Genomic DNA, 25,505 nt, shown 5'->3' with positions numbered 1-25,505 from the left:
TAGATGATTCTATTGCCCTTTCTTGTATGATTTTAAAAATTTCTTATTTATGATTTAAGCTATCGGCTTTGTTTTCTGCTTCAATTTCGCGGGCATCGATTTGATGCTGCTTGTAGTTTTCCATTGCGATCTTGCTTGCACGTTGAGAAACGACCAGGCCAAAAATGGCAACTACAGTTACGACTATTACTCCCCACATATATTTCTTCTTGTCTTGCTTAACCAGCCAATACATGAAAAGGATGTAAGGGATAACGAATAGGGCGTAAAAAAAGATACTTGGACCAACCATGATTTTTTAATTTGATGCAAAATTAAGGATTTATTTATATATCGATGCAAATGCTTCATTTTGAATAGAAATCTTACAAAACAATGAAAGATTTTAAACGTTTCAATAATTGGAAAGTCTGATTGAAAGGTTTTCAATGAATTTGGGGCGTATTTATTTTATAAATAAAAAAACTACTTTCAGATTGCATAAAAGAAAAAAATAATTGTTTACTTTTGCGCTGTCTGATCACTAAGTATCAAAGGCAAAAATGTATGTATTGTAACAAGTTATATATGAACTCTTTCGCTCAAGCTTGCATCAAGCTTAGTATAAGGGCATATTATGCAATGCGTAGATTTAATTGTCCAGTTCTTCGATTCCGACGACCTATTCTGCCTCGAGCTTGATACCGAGGCAGGCAAACTTCCCATATTGTCATTCACCCAGCTCGGTGATTGATATTCAAATTAGATTAGTTAGTTCAAATACTTTGGTATTTATTTTTTAGGTCGACATTATTCAATGACAATCTCAGATTTTTTAATTATTCCCGCGACGGCAAACCATGTTAAGTATGCCGATGAAGTCTGTAATGAAATGTTCGAGTCTGCAAAGGCTCGTGGGACGGGCATTGCACGCAGAAAACCAGAATACGTAGCGCGCAAGATGGAGGAAGGTAAGGCTGTTATTGCTTTACATAAGGATGGGACTTGGGCCGGTTTCTGTTATATTGAGACTTGGAGCCATGGTGATTATGTGGCGAACTCTGGTCTTATTGTCAATCCACTTTTCCGTAAAGTAGGTTTGGCAAAAGCAATCAAAAAGCGCGTGTTTGATCTGTCAAGGGAGAAGTATCCAAATGCAAAGATTTTTGGCCTGACTACAGGTTTGGCTGTCATGAAAATCAATTCCGACCTAGGATATGAACCTGTTACCTATTCTGAATTGACTCAAGATGAGGAATTCTGGAAAGGCTGCCAGTCCTGTGTGAACTTTGATATCTTGGTCTCTAAAGATCGTAAGAACTGTATGTGTACTGCGATGTTATGGGACCCGGTAGAAAAAGAAAAAGAACTGAAGGAAAAGATCCTTCGTAAGGCCGAAGCTAAGGAACGTCTTGACCGAATTTCCAAAAAGCAATCTCTATTGAAGAGAATTGAAGCAAAACTTTGGAGGTCGACTAAAAAAATGGTCGCTGCGGTAATTCCCGTAGGGATTAGACCTGTTAAAGGTTTTTAATTTGTTATTTTTGTTATCATCAGCATATTAATCGTTATCAAATGAAAAAAGTAGTTTTAGCATTTAGTGGTGGGTTGGATACTTCATTCTGTTGTATCTATCTGTCTCGTGACTTAGGATTAGAAGTTCACTCCGTAGTAGTAAATACCGGAGGTTTTTCAGAGGAAGAATTAAAGAATATCGAAAAGAAGGCCTATGATCTAGGTGTAAAGTCGCATACTACTATTGATGAAACTGAAGATTATTACCAAGATACCATCAAGTATTTGATTTTTGGGAATGTCTTGAAAAATGCTACCTATCCGCTTTCAGTGTCAGCCGAGCGTGTTTGCCAAGCTACAGCTATAGCAAACTATGCGAAGAAAATTGGCGCAGAATGCGTTGCACATGGTTCAACAGGTGCAGGTAATGATCAGGTACGTTTTGATATGATCTTCCAGACCTTGATTCCAGGTGTAGAGATCATTACTCCAATCCGTGATCTACAGTTATCACGTGAGGCGGAAATTGATTATTTGAATTCACATGGTGTTGAATATTCTGCTGATAAAGCAAAATACTCGATCAATAAAGGATTATGGGGAACTTCAGTAGGAGGGGCTGAGACGCTTACTTCGAATGAATACCTTCCAGAATCTGCATGGCCAACTCCTGTAACTTCTACAGAACCACGTAAGATTACTGTTGATTTTGAAAACGGTCAACCAGTTGCTTTAGATGGTGAGAAAATGAGTCCTGTTAAGGTTATCCAAGAGTTGCAAGCGATTGCACAACCTTATGGAATCGGTCGTGATATCCATGTTGGTGATACCATCATCGGGATTAAAGGACGTGTCGGTTTTGAGGCTGCAGGCCCAATTATTCTGATCAAAGCGCACCATGCTTTGGAGAAACATACCTTGACCAAATGGCAACTTTCATGGAAAGACCAATTAGCGGGTTTCTATGGTAACTATATGCACGAAGGTCAGATGCATGATCCAGTGATGCGTGATATGGAGGCATTCCTTCAAAGTTCGCAAGATACCGTTTCTGGTCGCGTATTTATTGAGCTTCACCCTTACCGATTTGTAATCTTAGGTATTGAATCTGAACACGATTTAATGTCCAACAAGTTTGGTTCATACGGTGAGATGAACAAAGGCTACACTGGTGATGATGTAAAAGGGTTCTCGAAAATCTTCGGTAACCAAACCATCATTTGGCACAAAGTTAATAACAAAGGCTAATCGCCTTTCTTCAAATATTGAAAATCTTTTTGCAAACCAAGGTAGCTGTCTAGGCACCTTGGTTTTTTTGTTTTATTTTGACTGATTATTTATCATAATGGAAAAAATTAAAGTAGGAATTGTAGGGTCGGCAGGCTATACCGGAGGTGAATTGCTTCGGGTATTGATCTTTCACCCGAATGTGGATATAATATTTGCCAATAGTGCTTCCAATGCCGGCAATAAACTTTCTGATGTTCATAATGATTTGTTTGGAGATACAGACTTAACGTTCTCTTCAGATTTTCATTCTGATATCGATGTTCTGTTTTTATGTGTAGGACATGGAGATGCGCGCAAGTTTTTAGATGCCCATCCTATCGATCCTTCCGTAAAGATCATTGATCTTTCCCAAGATTACAGGCTTAAGGCAAATACGGAATACCAAGGTAAGAATTTTATCTACGGTCTACCTGAATTGAATAAAACCGATATTGTTTCGGCGCAATATATTGCTAATCCTGGCTGTTTTGCCACGAATATACAATTGGCATTATTGCCTTTGGCGAACAAAGGATTATTGGGCGACCAAATCCATGTGAATGCAACAACAGGGTCAACAGGTGCTGGTCAAAAACCTTCTGCTACGTCGCATTTTTCCTGGAGAAGCAATAACCTTTCGGCCTATAAGTCATTTGAGCACCAGCACCTGCAAGAGATATCGGAGTCGCTCAACCAATTGCAGGAAGGATTCCTTCCAGCTGGAGATGGATCTCTACTAGAAAGAGCTGCCCAGAAAATTAACTTTATCCCTCAACGAGGAGCATTCCCTAGGGGTATCTTTTCTGCCATCTATGTCGATTCAGATCTTTCGGAAGAGGATGCATATGAGCTTTACGAGTCTTATTATGGTTCGCATCCTTTTACCCATGTATCTAAGGCTAATATTGATATCAAACAGGTGGTCAATACCAACAAGAGCATCATCCATCTAGAGAAACATGGCGAAAAGCTGTTGATCCTGAATATTACTGATAATCTATTGAAGGGTGCTTCTGGACAAGCGGTACAGAATATGAACCTGATGTTTGGATTGGATGAAAAAGCGGGATTGAACCTGAAGTCGGTTGGCTTTTAGTGTTAGGGGATTTGAGATGTGAGATATGAGATTTGAGATATGTCCATTGTCCATCCCTAAATAGGGTTGACCGTTTTTATACTTATCTCATTTTCATCAAATGTAGTAATGATCGTTTAGGTGATAGCGCGGTTGCTATCTCAATACTCAAATCAACTACATAATAAACAGAAGGGCTTGCACAGATCTTGTACAAGCCCACATTCACTAACAACACATATTAACTGTATAAAAGATATAATAAAACAACTTAACCTTAATTATTTTAGAGATGCTACTGATTTATAGTCCTACAAACTTATAGACGAAAACAGGGTCTTCCATTTCGGTATCTTTAATTTCATAGATATATAGGCGTTTTACTTCCTCAAAATCCTTGATTTTCCATAGCCAAGTGTCTGGTTGTAAATCTTTCGGTTCTGCGTTTCTAGTTGTAGTTCCATTCGTACTACAACCCTTTTTTACGGTTGTAAATGTTCCAGATATAGGGTGAAAAGTGAATTTATTTCCTTCGAAAACCGTTGTTCCAGTTTTTTTTGTGAAAATCTCAGTGACACAGTTTGAGGCACTTCTAGTTCCTAAATATTGATAGAATTCCAATTTTCCTTTTTTATTTTGTTCTGTAAAATAATATTCCCGAGCGGCTTCCCAATCACTTCCTAATTGATGTCCGTCTCTATCATAATAGGATATAGGCCCTAAACCTCCCCAGAACCAAAGACCATTTTTTAGTTCGGAAGGGGTCTCTGTTGCTGGCTTATCCTGAGGAACAGGCTTTTCCTCTTCAATATTTGTTTTTTTACATGATAATAATATCGATGCACATATTGCCAATAAATAATACATAGTTTTCATGATCCATTTATATAATTCTAATTTGATAATTACCAACCCCTTGGTACTCGGTAGATCCCTCTAACGCTTCCTATACGCACCTGTTCATTTGTGATTGCGGACCTGAAATAGCCGGAGCTTTCGATGACGAAGATTCCTGATATATATTTTTTGCCTTTTTCTTCCGTTTCTTTGACGGTGAAATATCCAGGACTATCTTTGAAATCTTGGTCATCCTTATATACTGAAGAGTAAACATGGCTTAGGCCTGGGGTAAAATATGCAAAGGTAACTTGCTGATCGGCTTCATTGAACATGGACCAAGTGTATCTTTTTTCTGTGCTTGACAGGGCCGATTTTGGCCATAAGAAAGTAATTTGAGGATCCGTGCTATTTGCTACAATGTTGTTCATGCTATGGAAGCTAGTTCCAGGGACATTACCTGCTGCACCCAAATATGTTCTCCATTCGCCCCCATCTAAACTAATCATAATGCCATCCTCAATGATGTGGATTTCACTTATTAAAATTACTTGATGCCCTCTAACACTTAATTCTACGGAAACCGTGGCAATATTTTTAGCGGGTTTGGATGAAGGTGATAAATATTTTGCTTTATTTCCATTCACGACCAGTCTTCCAGGGCCATCCAACTTCCAATTTTTAATATAGGTTTGACTTAATGGTATAGGAGTTCCAGCATTTATTGGCTGCACTAAGGGTACCAAAAGATCGCCGTCTACGGGATGGACATTTTGAATAGCGGCCAATTCAAGGGACTCACTTAGTCCTATGGTTGCCATATTTGGTGTTAATTGTATGGTTTCGATCATTGACCAATCACTAAAGTGGTCTGTCAGGACGCGTAATTCCTTTTTGTTTAGATCAATTTCATTCTTTCCTGGGCATATCCAGGTTCCTACCTCATTTTGATACGCAATTTCTAAGGTTTTGGATAAAAGGGACTGTTGGCTTTGTCCCTCTAAATTGAAGGTAATAGTTACCTCCTTATGTAATTCGATATTTTCTGGCGTAAAGCGATATGAAAAGCCGCTGCCTCCAGGACTGCTGTTTTCAAGCGGTTGTATACCAATTTCCTGTTCCTCGAGTAGGGCACCTTCAGGGAATAATATTTTTACCTTACCATCTGAACTTTGTATAGACCCTCCTTCAGGACCGATAAATTCATAAACAGGTTCATCTATCGCCTCACCAATAGGCATTTCATATTTGATAGTATCTTTAATAGGTTCTTCCTCTTCTAACCTTAGATCGTTCCGTTCACAGGCCAGAACACTTGAAAATAAAAGGATAAGATGAAAGATAATTACGGTTTTTAAACCAGTTTTTAGATGATTTTTCATGATAATTATTTACAATCACTATAAGTCAATTCATACTCTAACTTGTAGCCATTCAATCTGTTTTCAACGATTTTTATTGGGTACTCTTCTTTATTGTAGGTTATTGTTCGGTCGAAACTGACACTTTGGGATAGCTTGAGCACAGGTACTTCATTTACTTCAGCAGTATTGTGATAATGGTAGTAACTCATGATGTTATTTTTACTTTCAGGGAGAAGCAAATCTAACCTTGTTTGATGGTATAGGTTGATGGCAAAAGCAGGGTGGATTTCACCGGTATGCTTGTCGTCATAATGATACTCATCTTTAGAGGATAAATAATGATGGTTGGGATTTGCAGTGCTGACTTCGTAAGTCTCGGTTTTGATGACCTGCTTGCCTTGATCAATGGAATAGAAATATTTGATCTTTTCCATTAATAGATTGTTTGAGTACAATTTCAGTTCTGAAACTTTGTTATCTTGGTTATAAGTGAACAAATAGGATTCAGTTACTGCAGGAGAGATATTGTCATATCGAACCTCAGCACTTTCAATCCTTTTACTATTAGCTGCATAATTTAAAGAATACCTGATTTTAAGGATTTCATTTGCATCATAAAAAGACACTGATTTGACCAACCCATCTATGGTCGCTACACGTCGAATGAGGTCTTTTGTCCCTCGTGTGAAGTTTATTACTTCTTTTAAGTTTTTGTTCTCATAAGATAGTTGAGATTCCTTATAAAGGTTTCCTACGAAGGTATTTAAACCGAATCCATCGAATTGTTTTAGGACAGATAAGGTACATCCTTTTTTAGGAGGGGTTGGCTCGACAACTTGATCCTGATTACAACTTGAAAGGATCAAGAGAAGGCTTGCCAGGTAAATTTTTGTTTTATTGTTTTTCATGATTTTTGGTTTCATTAAAATTTATGGAACAAATTTGAGCCTAATCATTCCCCATTTTTTAAGTAGCAGACCTGAAATTTATATCTCCGTAGATGTACTGAAATTTGCGGTCCTTGCTGTCTTTTCCGTAGAACTACGTATTTCTTTATATCCGTGCAGGTATCGAAAAAGTGTCGCTTATTCGCTGCTAGCTTTGTTAAAATTTAATATTATGATAAAGACATCAGTAATACTTGTGTGCCTAATGGCAACAATGACCATAAGCTACGGTCAATCTATCCTTAATCGGATTAAGGATAAGGTGAAGAACAAAGTTGAGCAGAAGATTGAAGAAGGTATTGACAAAGGGATAGATAAAGCAGAGCAAAAAGGGACTGAAGCTGTCAAGAATGAAACCGTAAAGAACAAAGGGTCAAAGCCAGAGAATAAGCCCAGCAATAAGGAAAAGGGAAACGGAGAGACGGAACAAGCTGGAAAGGGTCTTTCAAGTTTTCAAAGCTACTCAAAGTATGATTTCGAAAGAGGGAGCCAAATCCGTTTTTCGGATGATTTTTCTGAAGATGTTATTGGAGAATTCCCTTTGAAATGGTCAACCAATAATAGAGGAGAAGCTGTAAATGTAAAAAACAGTATAAATAAATGGCTTCGCATGTATCAATCTTCAAAATTTGTATCACCAATGATCAGTTCACTGCCAGTAAACCATACGATAGAATTTGATTTGATCCTAAATTTTGATAAAGGGGGCAATAGTTATCGCTTCCCAGGGCTACAGCTGAATTTGTTGGCATTGAATGGAAAGAATAATGTCAAAGATTATTTGGTGAACAATAATTCCAAGGGGGAGTTGATCATTGAAATACTACCAGGAGAGGAAGGCAGTTCCAACATCTCCTTAAAGGTAAATAAAGAAGGGAGTTTGTTTTTTCAGAATGAAGAAAAAGGCTATCGGAAGCTGGATTCATTTTACGGCAAACCAATTCATATTGCCATCTGGAATCAAGGGCAAAGAATTAGGGTTTGGCTCAACGAGGAAAAGATATATGATATTCCAGTAGCCATTCCGCAGGGCGTTGTCTTTGACCATTTGGGCTTTAATGTAGAGGGATCTGCCTATCAGGATGAGCAAGTTGGTTACTACATAGGTAATGTTATGGTTGCGGATGCAATGGCGGATCTAAGGTCTAAATTTTTGACAGAGGGCAAGATCGTAACACAGGGAATTCTATTTGACACCAATTCATCGAATATTAAACCAGAAAGTGTAGGGACAATCGATGCTATTGCCAAAATATTTATTGATAATCCAAGTCTGAATATAGAGATCAAAGGACACACAGATAGTGAAGGGGATGAACAAAAGAATCTGACATTATCTAACCAAAGGGCAGAATCAGTAAAAAACTATTTAGTAGAAAAGCATAAAATAGCTGGGTCTAGGTTAAGGACAAGTGGGGCAGGCGAAGGAAGTCCGATAGAGGATAATGCTACTTCAGCTGGAAGAGCAAAAAATAGAAGGGTTGAATTTATTAAGTTCTAGTAATCTATGAAAACTATTATTTTTTTGCCATACTTCTTATTTGGGCTGGGAGCAGAAATGATCTTTGCTCAAGAAAAGGATCCTATGACCGTAATAAATCATTGGGAAAGCCTATTGGTTTTAGATCCTGATATTGATTTGACAGCAAGCCAACATCCAAAGAATGAATTGGTCGAGGAACATAAGAACAAACATCTAGCGGCAATTAACGAAACGTTGGACCTATTTTATGCTGACCTTATACCCTCTTTTGAAAGCAATAAACTGCATGGGAATATGACTCTTGCTGAGAAGAATTTAAGGGAACAAGTGGCAACCCATAGGTTGGGGCTTTCTGAAGCTTCTCAAATTGTGGCTTTTAGGATTGCCATAAAAAAAAGGGGACCGATAAGTAGTAATAGCTACTCTTGGATAGACTTTGAAAATTCTGGTATTAGTATATCCCAAGTCAAGGCGATAGAGCAGTTGTTAGGAAGTCTAAAAAGTAATGAAAATAATATTTCTGATTTACCAACACTTTATGCCGGTAATTTAATGGAATTAGAATCTACACTGAGGGAAGAACTGGATGCTATTCCTAAGGTTTGGGTGTTTCATAAGCAGGAACCGAGTATTATTATGGAAATGGAAAACCCAAAGAAAGCCATTGAGCTGCAGATCCGATATGACGGAAAACGGTACTTATTGCTGAAACAGAATTATGCGAAGGTTTATTTGGATTGGAAAGCAAAACAAGGTCGATTGGAGGAGGCTATTAGGTTGTACAAAGCCCTTACCCCACAACGAAAAACCCAAAATGGATTTACTGTTTTTGACGACCTTTCAACGCGTATCTTGGAGCATATCCAAGAACATATAGTGAACACGGATTTGGCACTGAATATTGCTCAAAACACACTATGGAGTAAGGAGCAGTTAAATTTTCATATTTCTACCTATAATAATTTTCAAATTGTTGAAAATCAATAAAATTTCAATTTCTACTCACTAATTTTGTGTCTGAGAAACAGCCAATTATACCATGAAAATCATGATACTAGTCCTAGGGATGATACTTTCCATCCTTCAGGACAATATCCCACCCTCAAATTCGGAGTTGGATAGGATTTTGGGCCTAAAGGATGATACCACGAAGATGGTTCAATTAGATAATTATATCAACAAGGTAATCAATAATGACCCTGTTCAATCCAAATGGTTAGTTTATAAACAAATGGACCTCAGTAAGAAATTGAAGAATGAATACTGGAGTGGAATTGCATGGTTCAATATTGGTTTTATCAATGCTCGGGACGCATTGGACAGTCTTTCCATTGAAAATTTTGAAACAGCAATAAAGCATTTTGAAAAAGTTGGTGCAAAGGAAAATATCATTCGATGTTACGTGAATATTGCTGCATTGAATGGTCGATTAGGGAAGTTGGAAAAAGAAATTGAATTGCAGCAAAAAATCATAAAAATGTTGGAGGGTAGCAATAAAAGTAACCTCATACTGAATGCCTATAATAGTATGGGTGCACTATATTACAATTTGGAAGAGATAGAGAAAGGGCTTATTTATTTTAAAAAAGCTAGGGATTTGGCTATAATTCGGAAAGATACATCAAACTTAATCACATCGAATCTTGGTTTTACAAATTGTTATGCAGCTCTGAAGAAGTTTCCAGAGGGGTTGAAACATGCACAGGCAGCTTTGGCATTGGCGCAGAAATTTGGGGCCCATTTTGAGTACTCCCTTGCCCATAATGCTTTTACACAACTTTATCAAGAATGGAAGAAACCTGATGAATTAATCTATCACGGTCAGCAAATTATCTACCATGCTTCACAACTTAATGAAACCCAATATTTACTCATTGGTAACCTTGCGGTGGCAGATGGATACAGATTAAAAAAGGATCCAGAAAATGCCATTCATTTTTATAAAAATTCTGAAAAAATCGCATTGAAAAGTGGAACCGTTCTGCAATTGGATGATATCTATAAGGGCCTTTCATCGGTCTATAGTCAGGTGAATGATTATAAATCAGCTTTACATTACTATACCAAATATGCCTCGCTGAATGATAGTACATTGAATGAAAAGACCAAACGTGAGGCCAATGAAATGCATATCAAGTATGAAACTGCTCAAAAGGAAAAAGAGCTATCCATGCAGAAATTGGATCTTGTAGAACAGGAAGTTACCATTCAAAAGAACCGACAGTATTTTTTAATTTCAATAACTACAGCCATCATTTTTTTGATGCTCTTGATTTTCGCGGTCTTCTTTATTTATAACAAGAGGAAGCAATTTGCTTTACAAACTGTTGCAAATGAGAAGGAAAAAGAACTTCAACAATTACAGGCCTTCATGGAGGGCGAGGAGAAGGAACGCATTCGAATAGCGAAAGAGTTGCATGATGGAGTAGCCGGCATGTTGACAGCATCTAAGATGCAGTTTCAATCTTTTAAGACCTGTAAGGAATATACCTGTAATTTGGAAAATTATCAATTAGGCCTACAATTGCTAACAGATGCTACCGATGAAATTAGGAAGACCTCACATAACCTTATGCCCGATATTGTGCTTCAGAAAGGATTGGTTGAAGCTATTAGAAAATATTGTAATAAAATAAACAGCCATAGCTTACAGGTTCAATTTGATAGTTGGGGAGAAATTGGCCGTTATGATGAGCGATTTGAATTGGCGGTATATCGCATGATCCAGGAACTGCTGAACAATGCGATGAAGCACGCTGGAGCCTCTCTGGTATTAGTTCAGATCAACAAGCATCATGACAGTATATTTTTGACAGTTGAGGATAATGGCAAGGGGATCAATTTTGATGCGGTGGACCAAGAGGGAGTTGGTTTACAGCGATTTCAAAAACAAGCTGCCGCAATGGATGGGAAATTGGAATACGAAAACCGACCAGGAAAGGGGCTAGGTGTTTATTTAGAATTTAATATCAACAGTCAGCATATTTAATATTATGGAAAATATAAAGCTTGCGATAATTGATGACCATAAAGTGGTTCTTGATGGCTTAATCTCGATGTTATCCTCGGAGCAGAGGATTCAAGTGGTTCTTGCAGTACAAACTGCAGATGAACTTAATAATAAATTACAGGAAAGTAGTCCAGATATATTACTAATGGATATTCAAATGCCAGGGATAAGTGGAATAGATCTGGCCTATAGTGTTTTGAAAACTTATCCAGAACTAAGAATTATTGCCTTCAGTAGTTTTGATGAATCTCATTATATCAAACAGATTTTGAGAAATGGGGCAAAGGGGTATTTACTTAAAAATGCAGATCGACAGACCATTATTGAGGCTATATTTCAGGTTGCGGAAGGAGAGAATTATATCGATGAAAGATTGAAATCTTCCCTGTTGCAAGAGAGTATCTTTGGACATAAAAGATCAATGCACGATATCCCATTGACAAATAGGGAGACGGAAATCTTAAGGTTGATTGCAGAAGAATTTACCAACCAAGAGATTGCAGAAAAGCTTTTCATTGGTTTACGTACCGTTGAAACTCATCGCTTGAATCTAAATCAAAAGTTGGGTGTTAAGACTTCTGCGGGTCTGGTCAAACAAGCCATTAAACGAGGGCTAATTAATTAAACTTTACACTAAATATGGCATTGTATGAAACTTGGAGTAGTCAAAAATCTGGGTTCAGGCGAAATCAACAAATCTAAATGGGCAGTGTTTTTTGAAAAGATCCGGAATAATCGAGAGGTTGAATTATGTATAATTGGTCTAAGGTTTCTGATGGGTATGGCTTTTATTCCTTCTGGCATTATTAAGGTTGAAGGTGAACGATTTACTCGATTGGGGGTGGAGACCAAGATCGGATATTTCTTTGAAGCCTTATTTCAAGCTTCAAATTATTGGAAGTTTATTGGGATGATGCAATTGACAGCAGCGTTCCTTCTTTTTACGCAAAAATTTGCAGCATTAGGGAATTTAATCTTTTTTGTAGTGATTTCAAATATCTTCATAATAACAGTGGATCTTAATTTTAAAGGAACATGGGTCATTACGGGAATGTTGATGCTGAGTTCAATTTTATTAATTATATGGGATTGGTTTAAGTATACGATGTTGGTCAGGTCTCATGGTAGTTCTGTGGAAAGAACCTTATATAGAGAGCCAGAAGTTATATGGCAGGTAATTGGGTTGCTGTTATTCTTTAGTCTTGTATTTATGATTGTAATATTTGGTTAAAAAGATAAGGGGCAAAATGATCGTTTTGCCCCTTATCTTTTTATTTAGAAAAACCTATTTTTCTAATAAGTTGATTTTTCTTTCAACAGAAACATTGTCTCCAGTTACAGCATTACCGTCTTTATCAACTAGAGTCAATTTAACAGTTGCTTCGCCTAGAGGCAGGTTCAGGATTTCGTAAGGAACCCATTGGTCCAAAGTGAAATCTTGACCATTGATGTTAGCTTTTACTTTATAGCTATCTGCACCTAATGTTGCATTAGATACGAAGAAGTCTAACAATAAAGTTTTAGTTTCTTCACCTTTGTAATCACCTTTTGGTCTGCTGTAGAACAAAGAAGGTTCTGTAGGAGTAGGAAGCTCCGCGATTTTAGCGTCAGCTTCTACTTTGAACTTCACTAATTTGGAAGCGTCAGCAGTTTTTAGGGACTCGTGGAATGAACGAGACAAGAAAGACATTAAATAGTGCTCAGAATTAACTGGTACTGTAAATGTATGTTCTGGTTTATACAAAGCTACATATGGCGTGTTATCCAAAATAAAGTGGATATGTTGACCATCATGGGAATTCGCCATGTGGTGCTCATGTTCAGTTTGCTCAGTTAATTTAAAGTTCTGAACATCATATTTAACTGTAATCTTTGCAGAGTCTGTTCCTACTTTTTCAGAAGTTAATGAAGCGATTTTCAAGGTTGCTCCTGGGAAGTCTTTCGCATGTTGAAGAGGGTTCACTGCGATTGCACCAACTGTGTCAGCTAATGCTGTAGAATCTTTAACTTCTCCTTCTTGATTTTTTGTCGGGTTATTGCATGAAGCGAGTACCGCTGTTGCAGCTAATACTGCTAATGCTGATTTGAATGTTCTCATCACTTAATTTAAAATTTAGTCGAATTTGTTATGTTACTTAAACAAATATAACGGTAAATTGTTTATTTTTTATTGAAATACAATCTGTAAAGCTTCTTTTAACGCGAGAAGTGTTTTCTTAAGGTCATCTTCTGTATGTGCAGCCGAGATAAAGCCAACTTCATAGCCGGAAGGACCGAAATAGATTCCTCTATTCAATAATTCCCTATGCATCACTTTGTATTTTTCCATGGATGCTGGATCAATTTCATCTGCACGTTGGATTTTTTCCTTGTCAGTAAAGGCAAACCAGAAAATGGAACCAATGGTCGTAATGGAAACCTCAAAACCATTCTCTTTAATGAAGGAACGAAGTTCAGTAACGAATTCTTGGGTGGTTTTTTCTAGTTTTTCATAGAAACCAGGTTGTGCAAGGATCTGCAAAGCAGCAATACCAGCTACCATGGCAACCGGATTACCTGATAGGGTTCCAGCTTGGTATACCGAACCATCTGGCGAAATACAGCCCATCAGTTCCTTAGAGGCACCATAAGCCCCTACCGGCATACCACCACCGATAATCTTTCCATAGGTCAAAATGTCCGGTTGGATATCATAATATTTGGAAGCACCCTCAAAACCCAGACGGAATCCAGTGATTACCTCATCCATGATCAATAATGCACCGTTCTCTTTGGTAATATCTCTCAAGAAATGGATGTAATCTTTATCTTGTATCAACAAGCCATTATTTGCAGGAACACCTTCAATAATAACCGCTGCAATTTGCTCTTTAAAATCTGCAAATACTTTTTTAAGGGCTTCTTTATCATTCAATGCGATGACAATAGTTTCATCTGCAAAAGCTTTAGGCACCCCTGCTGAAGAGGTTTCACCGAAGGTGACAAGACCTGATCCCGCTTTAACCAATAAAGAATCCGAATGGCCATGGTAACAGCCTTCGAATTTTACGATTTTGTCTCTTTTTGTATATCCGCGGGCAAGTCGGATTGCAGACATGACAGCTTCTGTCCCTGAGCTTACAAAACGGATTTTTTCAATCTTTTTGTTGTTGCTAAGGATAAGTTCTGCCAATTCATTTTCAAGCGCTGTAGGAGCTCCAAAACTCAAACCTTTACCTAATTGCTCTTGCACGGCTTCACGGATTTCTGGCGTATTGTGGCCCAGGATCAAAGGACCCCAAGAACAACAATAGTCAATAAATTCATTGCCATCAGCATCCCATAAATGGGCCTTGTCACCACGTTCAATGAACAATGGAGTTCCATATACTGATTTAAATGCACGAACAGGAGAGTTTACACCACCAGGAAAGAATTCCTTGGCTTTTTCAAATAACTTCGCCGACTTTTCGCGAGAAATATCTGAAGTAGATGTTGTCATAGTTTTTTGTTTTATTGTATGGTACAAAAGTAGTATTTAGTAGTTAGTATTTCATATTTAGATTGGGGTAGGGCTCGATATTGAGGGATTATGACGGAAATGTTATAATATATCTTGTCAAAGCATTTAGTGTATTGTTATTGGTAGTTTTACTTTGATATAGACCTCAAAGCTACAAATCTGAAAACAAGCAATAGGTCTAACTACTAAACACTTAATACTAAATACTCCATAAAAAAAGCGGGCTTTCTTGAGAAAAGCCCGCTTTTTTTATGGAAAGTATTACTTTCCTTCTTCTAATACTTTAGTTACAAGTTCAGCTGCTTCTTTCAATAAGATTGCAGAGTACACTTTTAGGCCAGAATTGTCGATTAATTCTTTAGCTTCTTTAGCGTTTGTACCTTGTAGACGTACGATAATTGGAACAGGAATGTTTCCAATTTCGTTGTATGCATCGATAACACCTTGAGCAACACGGTCACAACGAACGATACCACCGAAGATGTTAATCAAAATAGCTTTTACGTTAGGGTCTTTTAAGATGATGTTGAAACCAGCTTTTACAGTTTCAGCGTTTGCAGTACCACCAACATCTAGGAAGTTTGCAGGCTCACCACCGGCAATTTTAATGATGTCCATAGTTGCCATCGCTAAACCAGCACCATTTACCATACATCCTACGTTTCCATCAAGTTTTACGTAATTAAGGTTGAATTCTCCAGCTTCCACTTCAGTAGGATCTTCTTCTGTAATGTCACGTAAAGCAGCGATTTCTGGATGACGGTATAAAGCGTTTTCATCCAAGTTCACTTTCGCGTCAACCGCTAGGATTTTATCATCAGATGTTTTCAAAACAGGGTTGATTTCGAACATAGATGCGTCAATTGAATCGTAAGCTTTGTACAATGCAGCAACAAACTTAACCATGTCCTTGTGCGCAGCACCAGAAAGGCCTAAGTTGAAAGCGATTTTACGAGCTTGGAAACCTTGAAGACCTACTTTAGGGTCGATCTCTTCTTTGAAAATAAGGTGTGGAGTTTTTTCAGCAACCTCTTCGATGTCCATACCACCTTCTGTAGAGTACATAATGATGTTGCGACCAGTAGCACGGTCTAACAATACAGACATGTAGAATTCTTTGGTTTCGCTGTCACCAGGATAGTAAACATCCTGAGCGATCAAAACCTTATTAACTTTTTTACCTTCTGGACCAGTCTGTGGAGTTACTAACTGCATTCCAATGATGTCAGTTGCGCGTTGCAATACTTCATCTTGGTTCTTAGCTAATTTCACACCACCACCTTTACCACGGCCACCCGCATGGATCTGTGCTTTTACCACAACCCAATCCGAGTTGAATTCTTCTTTCATTCTCTTAGCAGCTTCAACAGCTTGCTCTGGGGTTTCAGCAACAATACCTTCTTGTACTCTTACTCCGAAACTCTTAAGTATTTCTTTTCCTTGATATTCGTGAATGTTCATTGATAAAAAAATTTGCTGTAAAAATAGCGTATTTATTCGTAAGGGTCAAGTTATTATTACGATTAAATTGTCCTTTGTTACGCCTAACTATTTATTATATCGCTTGGGCGGCAAGTTGTTTTTGTTTTTTGTTATTTTCGCAGTATGATCTTAAAGGCAAATAACATTTTTAAGTCTTATGGCGACCTTGAAATTCTCAAGGGTGTCAGTATTTCTGTCCGTAAAGGAGAGATTGTTTCCATAGTGGGAGCTTCCGGTGCCGGTAAGAGTACCTTGCTCCATATCATCGGTACATTGGACAAACCCGATCAAGGGACCGTACTGATCGAGGGTGAGGACGTTTTTGCCTTGAATGAAAAAAAACTGAGTGATTTCAGAAATAAACACATAGGCTTTGTTTTTCAATTTCATCACCTTCTTCCTGAATTCACTGCCCTGGAAAATGTTTCCATACCTGGTTTCATCGCTGGTCAGGATAAAAAAGCTGTTGAGAATCGAGCTTTGGAACTCTTGGATATTCTTGGGGTTGCCCATAGAGCTCACCATAAACCTTCGGCCATGTCTGGGGGAGAGCAACAAAGGGTGTCGGTAGCTCGAGCGCTCATCAATAATCCTACCCTCATCCTTGCTGATGAGCCTTCAGGAAACCTAGACTCGGAAAATGCGACTGCCCTACATCAATTATTCTTTGACTTAAGGGATAAAATGCAGCAGACCTTTGTCATTGTCACCCACAATGAGGAACTAGCGAGAATTTCGGATCGTACGATCCATATGAGAGACGGTTTAATCTATTAATATGCAAAAGCTCCTGATAACTTTTGGAACACGGCCATTGGCCCAAAGACTTTCCAAAATGCTGAACAATCAATTTGAGGTTATTTTCGCAACTTCTGAAGAAGTGCCCAGCTTTTTAGAAACTAATTTTAAAAAAATTCCGACGGCAGCAAACCCAACATACGCCCATGAACTTTTGAAACTCTGTCTTGATAAGGAGGTGAATTATTTACTGCCTCTAGGCCTGAACGAGATCAATGTGTTGGCGGAGTCCAAAATCCTTTTTGAAGAATATGGAATTCAATTGCTCTCTCCCTCTAAGGAGGCATTGACAGAGCTGTACGTTTTGGAGAATCCACCTTCTGTAGTGGAATTATTATTGGTTTTAGATGGTAAAAGCCTGATTTCTGACCGTCAATTAGAATCGGAAGTTTCTGGTTTGTTTACCATTTCAGATGATGGTGATGATATAGCGCTTTGTACAATTTAACATGATCGATTTTTCAAATATTCCTCTCGATAAAAAACTATATCTATTTGAAATAGATGATGTCCTTTTTCCAAAAAAAGACTATTTATTGCAGATCTATTATCTTTTTTCGCAGTTTGTTGAGTTTACTGAAGGGAGACCGATCTCCACCGAACTAGTGAACTTCATGAAAGATCAATATCTTGAAAATGGAGAGGATGATCTATATGAGCAAACTGCCAAAAAATTCAATTTCAGCAACGATTATAAGGAAAACTTAGAACGATTAATGGTGAATGGACATCTTCCCTTGAAACTTTTCCTGTTTAATGAAATCAAGCTGTTATTTGCTTCTATTCTTGAACATGGCGGACAGATCGCCATATTAACCAAAGGGAATCCAGCGTTACAGTTAAATAAACTAAAACATCTTGATTGGCAAGGTTTTGACCGAAATGTTAAAATTTATTTTATCGATGAGTTAAATTTCAGAAATATTGAACCATTTAACTATATTGCTTCAGAAAATCATGTAACACAGAGTGATTTGATTTTCATTGAAGACAATATAGCTAGGTTATGATGAAAAGATTTGTTCTTCCTTTTTTGCTGCTTTCATTGCTTTTTGGAGCTAGCTGTAAAAAAGACCCGGTTCAACCATCCGATGATGGTCGAGATCCTGACAAAGAAATTCTCTTAAGAGACTCCACTTACTATTACTCCTTAGCGCTTTCCCTCTGGGAAGATCAACTCCCACAGCCCAAAGTCGATTCTAAAGGCCAACCTGACCTTAAAGCATTTACGAATGCCTATCAGGATGCCGAAGGAGTTCTGGCGGCACTGAAACGAAGTGCTCCTGAAGATCGCTTTAGTTTTGTTGACCGTGAAGGCACCGTTAGTGAGGAAATTCAACAAGGTGTCCATAAAGAAACTGGTATTGTGCCTATTTTCATTACGGTCAGCAACCAGAACAATGGGGAAGCCAATATGTATGTCAAGTATGTGCAAAAGAATTCTCCAGGTGAGAAGGCTGGATTAAAACGTGGAATGCGCATCGTGAGCATCAATGGTGATAGCAATCTGGACTATAACAAGAGTGAACAAAAGGCAATCGAAAACTACTATAAAGTTGTAGAAGGCAAGGAGACCTTGAATTTGGTGGTTCAAGCACCGGGTGAAACGACAACCAAAACCGTATCGGTTTCTGGTGGGGCTTATAATATCGACCCAATCTTAGTCAAAAAGATATTCACAATCAATGGTAAGAAAATTGGGTACATCTTTTATACTTCTTTTGTTAATGTGTTCAGTGAATCTGGCCCAAATGGCTACCATACAGCCATGACAAATGCATTCAAGGAATTTGAAACGGCCAACGTGAATGAGTTGATCATAGATCTAAGATATAACGGAGGAGGTTCAACTTCAACAGCTGAAATGATGTCAAACCTTTTGGTACCAACAGCTGGTTCAAAAGGTAAAATGTATGATTATAAGATCAATAAGAACCTGAAAGAATGGGGTTGGGATGATGAAACTAATCCTAAAGCTCCATTCCGCTCTGTGAACTTCAATAAGACCAATGCCCTGAACCTACAAAGAGTCTACTTCTTAGGAACTACCGGAACCGCTTCTGCCAGTGAATTGGTGATGAACGTGCTGAAACCTTATATGGATGTGCAGATCATTACGACCAATGGAAAAGGCACCTACGGCAAACCGGTCGGCTTTTTTGGGTATCCAGTGGTACATGGCTATGCAGATCTTTATATTACTTCTTTCCAAATGCTCAATAAAGATGGTTTTGGAGATTACTTCGATGGGTTAAAAGGAAAGATCACCAATGCTGCGGATGGTTTCTTCACAGAATTAGGGGATGAGAGAGAAGCTTTATTGGCTACCGCCATCTCGGATATTACCGGAACAGGAGCGGGGGCAAGGGCATCTAGCAGGACAACAAAAACTGGGCTTGAAGGAGCTAGAGAGATAAAAGTTCCGGAATTGAACGATCATCGAAATAATATGTACAAGTTTCCGGACCTGAAACTTCGAAGTATACCAAAGGTTGATTAATCTTTTTTCGAATTTGGAAGTCAATTATTGGAATCATCTTTGCATGCTTCGATATTACTTAATATTATAAATGAAAAACGCTATTCTCAGTAAACTATTGGTGCTTTTGACCTTGGTTTCCATATTCGGTTGTAAAAAGGATCTTAATGATATTACCCCTCCACCAAGACCTGGTGGTGACAGAACCATTGATCAGGAGGTGTTAGATAGTGTTTACTCTAAATATAAATATTCATCCTATTGGGAGTCTTCCATTCCAGTTGCAAATCCTATTTCCAGTCTAACAGATAAATATACTGATGCAGATGACCTTTTGAGTTATCTAATGGGGCTCACGCCTAAAAAGATGGACTATAAGTATCATCCCACCTACAATGGACCTTTAGATCGCTTTTCTTGGATTGAAGATATCGGTTCGGATTCCAAAGCCTCAGCAATGGCTGATTTAGCGGATGGATATGGCTTATATATGGCGTTTGATGGAAGTCGTGGAGATAGCTTGTTTGTCTACTTTGTAGAAGGCGGTTCCCCTGGCGCTGCGGTAGGTATCAAAAGGGGCGATAAAGTCCTTGAAATGCAGGGTGACAAGAAAATGGTGTATTCCAATAAAACCAAGGTGGATGAATATATAGAAGGAAATACCCTGAGCATTAAGACTGAAAATGCACAACACGTACAAAAAACCTATAATCTGAATTATACTTCCTATGATATTCAGCCATTCCAATTAGGTAAAGTGTTTACAGAGAATGGAAAAAAAGCCGGTTATATTGGTCTATCCTCTTTTGAGGAACTTAAGTCAGGTGTCTCGGATAGCAAAATGAAAAAAGGGATCGACTCCACTTTTGCGGTTTTCGCAAGCCAAAATGTAACCAAGCTAATTGTGGATTTACGATATAATGGAGGGGGATATGTGAGGTCCGCAATCCATCTGCTCAATAAAATCATCAATTCATCAGGAAATGGAAAGGTGATGTTTAAATATGACCTCAACAAAAACCTAAAAAGAGATCGTGATAAGGGTGATCCTGAATTTGAAGATGAAATCTTTGTTAAGGATAATGGAAATCTTGAAATCCAACAGGTCGTATTCTTGGTGAGTGATTATACTGCTTCAGCGAGTGAGATTGTGATCTCTGCTTTGAAACCTTATATGGATGTTAAGCTTGTTGGTTCTGATGCTTCGACCTATGGTAAGCCAGTCGGATTTTATAGAGAGGATATCCTTGGAAAAGTTGGACTTTGGGCAGCCTCATTCAAAATCATCAATGCAGCTAATTATACAGACTACTGGGATGGTATCCCTGCGGATTATCCGAATGTTTTTGATAACTTCTACAAAGAGTTTGGAGATCCAAGCGAAGATATGACCCGCAGAGCCTTGAATATCCTGATTGGACCTGGATCTAAGGCTAGCAGCAGAACTGCTGCTGTTCGAAGTTCAGTGAACAGAACTACACGTGAATTGAACAAAATACCACGTCGTAATATGATAAAGGACTAATTTATCATTATATAATTATTAACTTTGATGCATGGCAGGAAATAAACCAACCACGATCAAAGAAATCGCAAGGAAACTGAAGATTTCTCCTTCTACTGTGTCTAGGGCATTGAATGATCACCCAAGCATTGGGTTGGTCACGACTATGCGCGTGAAGAAAATGGCTGAAGAAATGGCTTATGAGCCTAATCAAACTGCTATTTTCTTTAAACAACGCAAGACCTTTACGATCGGTGTCATTCTGCCCAAACTATCTGAACCTTTTTTCTCTGAAGCCATCAGTGTGATCGAAAATGTTGCCGAAGAAAAGAAATATACCGTGCTTCTTGGCCAATCCCTGGATGATGAGAACAGGGAACTGAATATTATCCAGACTTTCAAAAAGCATAGGGTAGATGGAATCCTAATTTCCATGAGTAAAAATACTGGTGATACCGACTTTTTGGAATTACTTGCCAAAACGGAAATCCCAATTGTGTTTTTTGACTGTGTTCCCGACCTGGAACATGTCCATAAGGTATATAGCGACCTTGCCTCAGGAATGATCGAAGCCATCGAAGCATTCGTAGACCGTGGGCATAGAAAAATTGCCCTGATCAATGGCCCTGAATCTTTATTAGCATCAAAGGAAAGGGCGGAAGCCTTTCAAAATGCCTTGGAAAAGAAGGGTATTGGTGCAGACTCAAGCTTTGTTGTCAATACTGATCTTACGGAACATGGAAATGAAGAGGCAATGGATAAAATCTGCTCCTTAGCTGATCGACCATCTGCCGTTGTTTCCTTTAATGACTTCGTGACTTTGGATCTTATCCGCTATGCCAAACAAAGAGGCATTGTTCTCAATCAGGATATGTTTTTCATTAGCTATGCAAATTATCCTTTATGGAAATATATGGATAATCCGCCAATGGGAAGTATCGAACAATACCCTGAAAAACAAGCTCAAAAAGCTGCCGAGATATTGTTCGATTGTATAGATAAGAAAGAATATACCAACAAACCACAGGATGTGGTATTCCCTTCTAAATTGGTGCTTAAATAATAAGGATTAGTTAATCTGGATGCTATAGGTGATTTCAATACCACCGTTCACTAGCATGTCATGTACCGAGCAGTATTTCTTTACGGCCAGTTCGGCTGCCTTTTGGGCTTTTGCTTCATCGATCTCTCCTTTCAATTTGAAGGAAATATGGATCTTAGTGAAGATATTAGGAATCTCTTCTCTACGCTCACCTTCCACATCAACTTGTATATCTTGAATGTCCTGACGTTGTTTCTGCAAGATAGTCGTTAAATCAAACGCACTGCACGAACCTAAAGCCATCAATACCAATTCCATCGGTCTAACGCCCTTGCCTTCGCCTCCAATTGATTCTGGGCCGTCTACATGAACTGTTACTGGGGAAAGTTCGCTGGATGCCTCGAAGTGTACCGCTTGATTCTGTCTTTTAATATGTACTTTCATGTTTTTTGATTTATTACTTTAAAGGTAGTCAAAATCCATTCAAGACGAAAAAGGAACAGGCAAAGACTACATATTATAGACATTCAAGAGGATATAATGCCCTTACGGATCGGATAAAAAACAAGAAACCCCCAAATCTTTTGGGGGGTTCTTGTTTTTTAGTTCGGGTATTTTACACCTCGATATAAACTGATATCAACCTTAGGTACTTTTGCCTTGTACTTGGCGTTGATAGCGTCGATAAATAAATTTGCTACGATAGCATTACCCATTGGAGTAAGGTGAACCCCATCCAAAGAGAAAGCGTTTCCAGTAATAAATGCTGCTGAAATGTGAACACCATTGTAGTTGTATCCTGCTTTCACCTTGTTTAAGAAAGCATGAACATCAGCAACAGCAAGTTGTTTCGATTCAGCGATCGCTTTAATCTTATCATTAAAGGCTTTTACACGCCCTGAAACTTCAGTTACCTCAGCTTTATCCAACACGTATTGATCCTCAATAGGGTTCAATGGATGCATACCGTAAGGAATCTGTTGCTCATTTGGCTTGCCCAATAAAGTAGTAGGGAAGGTCAGCACAAATAGATCGGCATCAGTAGCCATTCTAGGTCCTGTTTTAGTTGCGATGAATACGTTTTTAGCTTTACCTTGAGAAGCAGCTTCTACTGCGGCATTCAGGCGAGCTGTAGTTACGGTGTTCAAGAAAGGAATAGTCGTAACGTCTGGAATAGTCGCCACAACGCCTTTTGAGCCATTTTGAGTCAGTGCATTGACAAAAGTATTGTAGGCAAAATCAAAAGTTGCCAAATCCAATAATTTCTTTGTTGGATCTTGTGATGGAGCAGCACCATTGGTAGCATAGCCTAAAACATCATTGTTCCCTAACCAGAAGGAGAAGAACGTATGTTCATGAGAAGCCGCATATTCCACATACTTCAATGTTTGAGGAGAGCCATCGGGTAATAACCTTTCGAAATAAGGATTTCCCATAACAGTACCAATTCCAGGAGCCATGGACATATCCAGACGCATGCCGGGTACTCCTAAGTTTTGAATAGGCTCTGTATGTTTGGTGTATAATGGACCACCATTAGGGCTTTTCCCACGGATTGCCAAATTGGTTGTCACAGGCTCCATCACTGGATTGCCATCAACCAAAGACTTCAATTGGATATAACCTGAACCATTTGCTTGTTCCTGACTGAAGAAAGGGGAAGTAAATTCACCGCCACCAACAGTTTTAAACTGCTCAGCCATCAAATTAGGGAATGCCACTTTTTGTCCTTCAAGATAAAGGCCGTTGTCTGCATATCCAGAAGTCAAAGAGTTACCCACGGCAATGAATTTTGAGAAATCAGCTGTTCCTTTGCTGGTTTCCAGTTCATCCAAAGACGGGGCACATGAACTCGCAAATCCTAAAATTGCAAGTCCGATATAGAGTTTAAAGTTCTTTTTCATTGTTTTCATAATTTAAGGACTACCAGTAATAAGAAACAGAAATACCTGGAGCATGAATATTGGTTTCATACGTTCCTCTCAATTGCGTTTCAGCATTGGTAGTTGTTCTCTTCAAGATCTTTTGGAAAACATAAGCTGCTGACATCTGCCAGTTTGGTGAAAACTTATAGGTTACACCTCCTGCCGCCATTACACGGTTATTATCCGGCGTTTCTGGATAAACATATTTAGCTTGAACCGGTGTGTAGACATATCCAGCCCCAAGGCGAAGATCAAGCTTGTCATTCACCTCATAGTTCAGACCAGCTTTTCCTGAAAAGGCATTTTGATATTTTTTCTCTGAACGGGTATCCTGCAATACAGGGGTGTTGTTTTCATAATCAAATACCAATTCTTTGTAGATGTCATAATTGATAATGGATCCATCGATTGCTGCATCCACTTTATCCGATAATGGGAAAGTGATACCGACATTGAATGAACCTGGTAGAGGTAATTCAGCGTCGAATTTGCCATTCGGGAAGTTGGCGGCCAAAGCATTTGGTACTTCAAATGTGGCATCTCCACCTTTCAGTTTTGTAACAACTTTTGAACGGTAGTTTAAGGATAGAGCAAAGGTTTCATCAAGCGTGTAGTGAACACCTAAATTATAACCCATACCAGTTCCTGTTCCTTTCAGAGTAGCCTGACCTGTTCTTCCATCCGGATAGAAAACTGGAAGAGCTCTTCCTAAATCCACCAAACCGATGTTGTAAACAAATCCACCACCGATAGAGAACTGATCGGTCAATTTAAAACTAATTGTAGGTTGGATATAGATTGCACGCATGGATAGATGCGTCAATGAAAATTTACCTGGCCATTCCGTTCCCCAATCAACTCCACCACCAAAGGGAGTATATACACCGATACCTGCTTTCCACCAGGATCCTTTAGGACCAAAAGTGGCATAAGCACCAAAAGGTGGGGATATTTGAAATTTCGTATGGTGTACATCTGGGCTGCCAGCCTCTTGGAAAGCAGACCTGTACATGATGGCGCTACCACCTATTTGTACCCCATTGTTCTCCATTTTCACCAATGCTCCAGGGTTGTATACGATGGAAGTTTCATCGATAAAAAGTGCAGATCCTGCACCAGCCATACCCACCGCTTTTTGGCTCTGGGTATTAACTTGGGAGCCCTGTGCAAACAAAAGCGTAGGGGAAGCTAATAACCTGGGCGACCTTGCCGCTGCTCGCCGTCCTCATGCTGGGCAGCCTCGGCTTCGCACCCTGGCAGTACGGCCTCGCCTTCGCCGTGCCCTGCGTCGGCG

At 38.8% G+C, this 25,505-nt stretch carries 24 protein-coding genes; 14 read left to right on the top strand and 10 right to left on the bottom strand.

The window, feature by feature from the left end; all coding sequences use genetic code 11:
* Positions 1-43: 43 nt before the first annotated feature.
* Positions 44-292, bottom strand: coding sequence for a hypothetical protein (locus ACWIB3_RS11220; protein WP_185213356.1), 249 nt, complete (start codon positions 290-292; stop codon positions 44-46).
* 504 nt (positions 293-796) lie between these two features.
* Here ACWIB3_RS11220 and ACWIB3_RS11215 point away from each other — a divergent pair.
* The 3 genes from ACWIB3_RS11215 to argC all read left to right on the top strand — a co-directional run bounded on the left by ACWIB3_RS11215 (position 797) and on the right by argC (position 3,859).
* On the top strand, positions 797-1,513 hold the full coding sequence (locus ACWIB3_RS11215; RefSeq protein ID WP_185213357.1) for a GNAT family N-acetyltransferase: 717 nt from the start codon (positions 797-799) through the stop codon (positions 1,511-1,513).
* Positions 1,514-1,554: 41 nt separating this feature from the next.
* Positions 1,555-2,742, top strand: a complete 1,188-nt coding sequence (gene argG, locus ACWIB3_RS11210; protein ID WP_185213358.1) for an argininosuccinate synthase — start codon at positions 1,555-1,557, stop codon at positions 2,740-2,742.
* Positions 2,743-2,839: 97 nt separating this feature from the next.
* Positions 2,840-3,859, top strand: a complete 1,020-nt coding sequence (gene argC / locus ACWIB3_RS11205) for an N-acetyl-gamma-glutamyl-phosphate reductase (protein WP_454291633.1) — start codon at positions 2,840-2,842, stop codon at positions 3,857-3,859.
* A gap of 282 nt (positions 3,860-4,141) precedes the next feature.
* Here argC and ACWIB3_RS11200 read toward each other — a convergent pair whose 3' ends face one another.
* From ACWIB3_RS11200 to ACWIB3_RS11190, 3 genes are read right to left on the bottom strand one after another with little or no spacing between them, the layout of a single operon-like run.
* Complete coding sequence (locus ACWIB3_RS11200) at positions 4,142-4,714, bottom strand: hypothetical protein (RefSeq protein WP_254529586.1); 573 nt, start codon at positions 4,712-4,714, stop codon at positions 4,142-4,144.
* A gap of 29 nt (positions 4,715-4,743) precedes the next feature.
* Entirely contained in the window at positions 4,744-6,057 is a 1,314-nt protein-coding gene (locus ACWIB3_RS11195) for a hypothetical protein (protein WP_454291632.1), read from the bottom strand.
* A gap of 5 nt (positions 6,058-6,062) precedes the next feature.
* Positions 6,063-6,947: a hypothetical protein gene (locus tag ACWIB3_RS11190; RefSeq protein ID WP_454291631.1), complete on the bottom strand. Its 885-nt coding sequence runs from the start codon at positions 6,945-6,947 to the stop codon at positions 6,063-6,065.
* Between the two features lie 211 nt (positions 6,948-7,158).
* Here ACWIB3_RS11190 and ACWIB3_RS11185 point away from each other — a divergent pair, with 211 nt between their 5' ends.
* The 5 genes from ACWIB3_RS11185 (at position 7,159) to ACWIB3_RS11165 (ending at position 12,710) form a co-directional block, all read left to right on the top strand.
* Positions 7,159-8,487, top strand: a complete 1,329-nt coding sequence (locus ACWIB3_RS11185) for an OmpA family protein (RefSeq protein WP_454291630.1) — start codon at positions 7,159-7,161, stop codon at positions 8,485-8,487.
* A 6-nt stretch (positions 8,488-8,493) separates the two neighbouring features.
* A complete protein-coding gene (locus tag ACWIB3_RS11180) occupies positions 8,494-9,456 on the top strand; it encodes a hypothetical protein (protein WP_185217678.1) in 963 nt (320 codons plus the stop codon).
* Positions 9,457-9,517: 61 nt separating this feature from the next.
* The gene (locus ACWIB3_RS11175; RefSeq protein WP_454291629.1) at positions 9,518-11,458 is read left to right on the top strand and encodes a tetratricopeptide repeat-containing sensor histidine kinase; all 1,941 of its coding nucleotides are present in this window, start codon (positions 9,518-9,520) and stop codon (positions 11,456-11,458) included.
* Between the two features lie 4 nt (positions 11,459-11,462).
* A complete protein-coding gene (locus ACWIB3_RS11170) occupies positions 11,463-12,104 on the top strand; it encodes a response regulator (RefSeq protein WP_454291628.1) in 642 nt (213 codons plus the stop codon).
* A 24-nt stretch (positions 12,105-12,128) separates the two neighbouring features.
* On the top strand, positions 12,129-12,710 hold the full coding sequence (locus ACWIB3_RS11165) for a hypothetical protein (RefSeq protein WP_454291627.1): 582 nt from the start codon (positions 12,129-12,131) through the stop codon (positions 12,708-12,710).
* 54 nt (positions 12,711-12,764) lie between these two features.
* Here the strand turns inward: ACWIB3_RS11165 and ACWIB3_RS11160 are convergent, their stop codons facing one another.
* The 3 genes from ACWIB3_RS11160 to sucC all read right to left on the bottom strand — a co-directional run bounded on the left by ACWIB3_RS11160 (position 12,765) and on the right by sucC (position 16,442).
* Positions 12,765-13,577 (bottom strand): hypothetical protein, encoded by an 813-nt coding sequence (locus ACWIB3_RS11160; RefSeq protein ID WP_185213482.1) that lies wholly within the window; start codon positions 13,575-13,577, stop codon positions 12,765-12,767.
* Positions 13,578-13,646: 69 nt separating this feature from the next.
* Entirely contained in the window at positions 13,647-14,960 is a 1,314-nt protein-coding gene (gene hemL / locus ACWIB3_RS11155; RefSeq protein WP_454291626.1) for a glutamate-1-semialdehyde 2,1-aminomutase, read from the bottom strand.
* Between the two features lie 282 nt (positions 14,961-15,242).
* Positions 15,243-16,442, bottom strand: coding sequence for an ADP-forming succinate--CoA ligase subunit beta (gene sucC / locus ACWIB3_RS11150; RefSeq protein ID WP_185213361.1), 1,200 nt, complete (start codon positions 16,440-16,442; stop codon positions 15,243-15,245).
* A gap of 144 nt (positions 16,443-16,586) precedes the next feature.
* Between sucC and ACWIB3_RS11145 the strand changes: the two genes are divergently transcribed.
* The 6 genes from ACWIB3_RS11145 to ACWIB3_RS11120 all read left to right on the top strand — a co-directional run bounded on the left by ACWIB3_RS11145 (position 16,587) and on the right by ACWIB3_RS11120 (position 22,307).
* A complete protein-coding gene (locus tag ACWIB3_RS11145) occupies positions 16,587-17,240 on the top strand; it encodes an ABC transporter ATP-binding protein (RefSeq protein WP_185213362.1) in 654 nt (217 codons plus the stop codon).
* A gap of 1 nt (position 17,241) precedes the next feature.
* A complete protein-coding gene (locus ACWIB3_RS11140) occupies positions 17,242-17,709 on the top strand; it encodes a hypothetical protein (RefSeq protein ID WP_454291625.1) in 468 nt (155 codons plus the stop codon).
* Between the two features lies 1 nt (position 17,710).
* The gene (locus ACWIB3_RS11135) at positions 17,711-18,271 is read left to right on the top strand and encodes an HAD hydrolase-like protein (protein ID WP_185213364.1); all 561 of its coding nucleotides are present in this window, start codon (positions 17,711-17,713) and stop codon (positions 18,269-18,271) included.
* Complete coding sequence (locus ACWIB3_RS11130; protein WP_254529566.1) at positions 18,268-19,761, top strand: S41 family peptidase; 1,494 nt, start codon at positions 18,268-18,270, stop codon at positions 19,759-19,761. Before ACWIB3_RS11135 ends, ACWIB3_RS11130 begins: the two co-directional genes overlap by 4 nt.
* A 70-nt stretch (positions 19,762-19,831) precedes the next feature.
* Positions 19,832-21,265 (top strand): S41 family peptidase, encoded by a 1,434-nt coding sequence (locus ACWIB3_RS11125; RefSeq protein ID WP_454291624.1) that lies wholly within the window; start codon positions 19,832-19,834, stop codon positions 21,263-21,265.
* Positions 21,266-21,296: 31 nt separating this feature from the next.
* On the top strand, positions 21,297-22,307 hold the full coding sequence (locus ACWIB3_RS11120) for a LacI family DNA-binding transcriptional regulator (protein ID WP_185217686.1): 1,011 nt from the start codon (positions 21,297-21,299) through the stop codon (positions 22,305-22,307).
* Between the two features lie 6 nt (positions 22,308-22,313).
* Here the strand turns inward: ACWIB3_RS11120 and ACWIB3_RS11115 are convergent, their stop codons facing one another.
* The 3 genes from ACWIB3_RS11115 to ACWIB3_RS11105 all read right to left on the bottom strand — a co-directional run bounded on the left by ACWIB3_RS11115 (position 22,314) and on the right by ACWIB3_RS11105 (position 25,385).
* Positions 22,314-22,730 (bottom strand): OsmC family protein, encoded by a 417-nt coding sequence (locus ACWIB3_RS11115; RefSeq protein WP_185213368.1) that lies wholly within the window; start codon positions 22,728-22,730, stop codon positions 22,314-22,316.
* A gap of 158 nt (positions 22,731-22,888) precedes the next feature.
* Entirely contained in the window at positions 22,889-24,190 is a 1,302-nt protein-coding gene (locus tag ACWIB3_RS11110; RefSeq protein WP_454291623.1) for an SGNH/GDSL hydrolase family protein, read from the bottom strand.
* A 19-nt stretch (positions 24,191-24,209) separates the two neighbouring features.
* On the bottom strand, positions 24,210-25,385 hold the full coding sequence (locus ACWIB3_RS11105) for an OmpP1/FadL family transporter (protein WP_454291622.1): 1,176 nt from the start codon (positions 25,383-25,385) through the stop codon (positions 24,210-24,212).
* Between the last annotated feature and the right edge of the window lie 120 nt (positions 25,386-25,505).

The sequence above is a fragment of the Sphingobacterium sp. NPDC055431 genome, assembly GCF_053644255.1.
The sequence above is the reverse complement of the archived record's forward strand: the minus strand, read 5'-3'. Positions and strand labels throughout refer to the sequence as shown.

Bases quoted from the DNA above. Each gene is read 5' to 3' on its own strand.
- argG (WP_185213358.1), top strand. From the start codon at position 1,555: ATGAAAAAAGTAGTTTTAGCATTTAGTGGTGGGTTGGATACTTCATTC.
- ACWIB3_RS11125 (WP_454291624.1), top strand. From the start codon at position 19,832: ATGAAAAACGCTATTCTCAGTAAACTATTGGTGCTTTTGACCTTGGTT.
- ACWIB3_RS11170 (WP_454291628.1), top strand. From the start codon at position 11,463: ATGGAAAATATAAAGCTTGCGATAATTGATGACCATAAAGTGGTTCTT.
- ACWIB3_RS11215 (WP_185213357.1), top strand. From the start codon at position 797: ATGACAATCTCAGATTTTTTAATTATTCCCGCGACGGCAAACCATGTT.
- argC (WP_454291633.1), top strand. From the start codon at position 2,840: ATGGAAAAAATTAAAGTAGGAATTGTAGGGTCGGCAGGCTATACCGGA.
- ACWIB3_RS11130 (WP_254529566.1), top strand. From the start codon at position 18,268: ATGATGAAAAGATTTGTTCTTCCTTTTTTGCTGCTTTCATTGCTTTTT.
- ACWIB3_RS11140 (WP_454291625.1), top strand. From the start codon at position 17,242: ATGCAAAAGCTCCTGATAACTTTTGGAACACGGCCATTGGCCCAAAGA.
- ACWIB3_RS11180 (WP_185217678.1), top strand. From the start codon at position 8,494: ATGAAAACTATTATTTTTTTGCCATACTTCTTATTTGGGCTGGGAGCA.
- ACWIB3_RS11120 (WP_185217686.1), top strand. From the start codon at position 21,297: ATGGCAGGAAATAAACCAACCACGATCAAAGAAATCGCAAGGAAACTG.
- ACWIB3_RS11195 (WP_454291632.1), bottom strand. From the start codon at position 6,057: ATGAAAAATCATCTAAAAACTGGTTTAAAAACCGTAATTATCTTTCAT.
- ACWIB3_RS11175 (WP_454291629.1), top strand. From the start codon at position 9,518: ATGATACTAGTCCTAGGGATGATACTTTCCATCCTTCAGGACAATATC.
- ACWIB3_RS11200 (WP_254529586.1), bottom strand. From the start codon at position 4,714: ATGAAAACTATGTATTATTTATTGGCAATATGTGCATCGATATTATTA.
- ACWIB3_RS11190 (WP_454291631.1), bottom strand. From the start codon at position 6,947: ATGAAAAACAATAAAACAAAAATTTACCTGGCAAGCCTTCTCTTGATC.
- hemL (WP_454291626.1), bottom strand. From the start codon at position 14,960: ATGACAACATCTACTTCAGATATTTCTCGCGAAAAGTCGGCGAAGTTA.
- ACWIB3_RS11145 (WP_185213362.1), top strand. From the start codon at position 16,587: ATGATCTTAAAGGCAAATAACATTTTTAAGTCTTATGGCGACCTTGAA.
- ACWIB3_RS11135 (WP_185213364.1), top strand. From the start codon at position 17,711: ATGATCGATTTTTCAAATATTCCTCTCGATAAAAAACTATATCTATTT.
- ACWIB3_RS11220 (WP_185213356.1), bottom strand. From the start codon at position 292: ATGGTTGGTCCAAGTATCTTTTTTTACGCCCTATTCGTTATCCCTTAC.
- ACWIB3_RS11160 (WP_185213482.1), bottom strand. From the start codon at position 13,577: ATGAGAACATTCAAATCAGCATTAGCAGTATTAGCTGCAACAGCGGTA.
- ACWIB3_RS11185 (WP_454291630.1), top strand. From the start codon at position 7,159: ATGATAAAGACATCAGTAATACTTGTGTGCCTAATGGCAACAATGACC.
- ACWIB3_RS11110 (WP_454291623.1), bottom strand. From the start codon at position 24,190: ATGAAAAAGAACTTTAAACTCTATATCGGACTTGCAATTTTAGGATTT.
- sucC (WP_185213361.1), bottom strand. From the start codon at position 16,442: ATGAACATTCACGAATATCAAGGAAAAGAAATACTTAAGAGTTTCGGA.
- ACWIB3_RS11115 (WP_185213368.1), bottom strand. From the start codon at position 22,730: ATGAAAGTACATATTAAAAGACAGAATCAAGCGGTACACTTCGAGGCA.
- ACWIB3_RS11165 (WP_454291627.1), top strand. From the start codon at position 12,129: ATGAAACTTGGAGTAGTCAAAAATCTGGGTTCAGGCGAAATCAACAAA.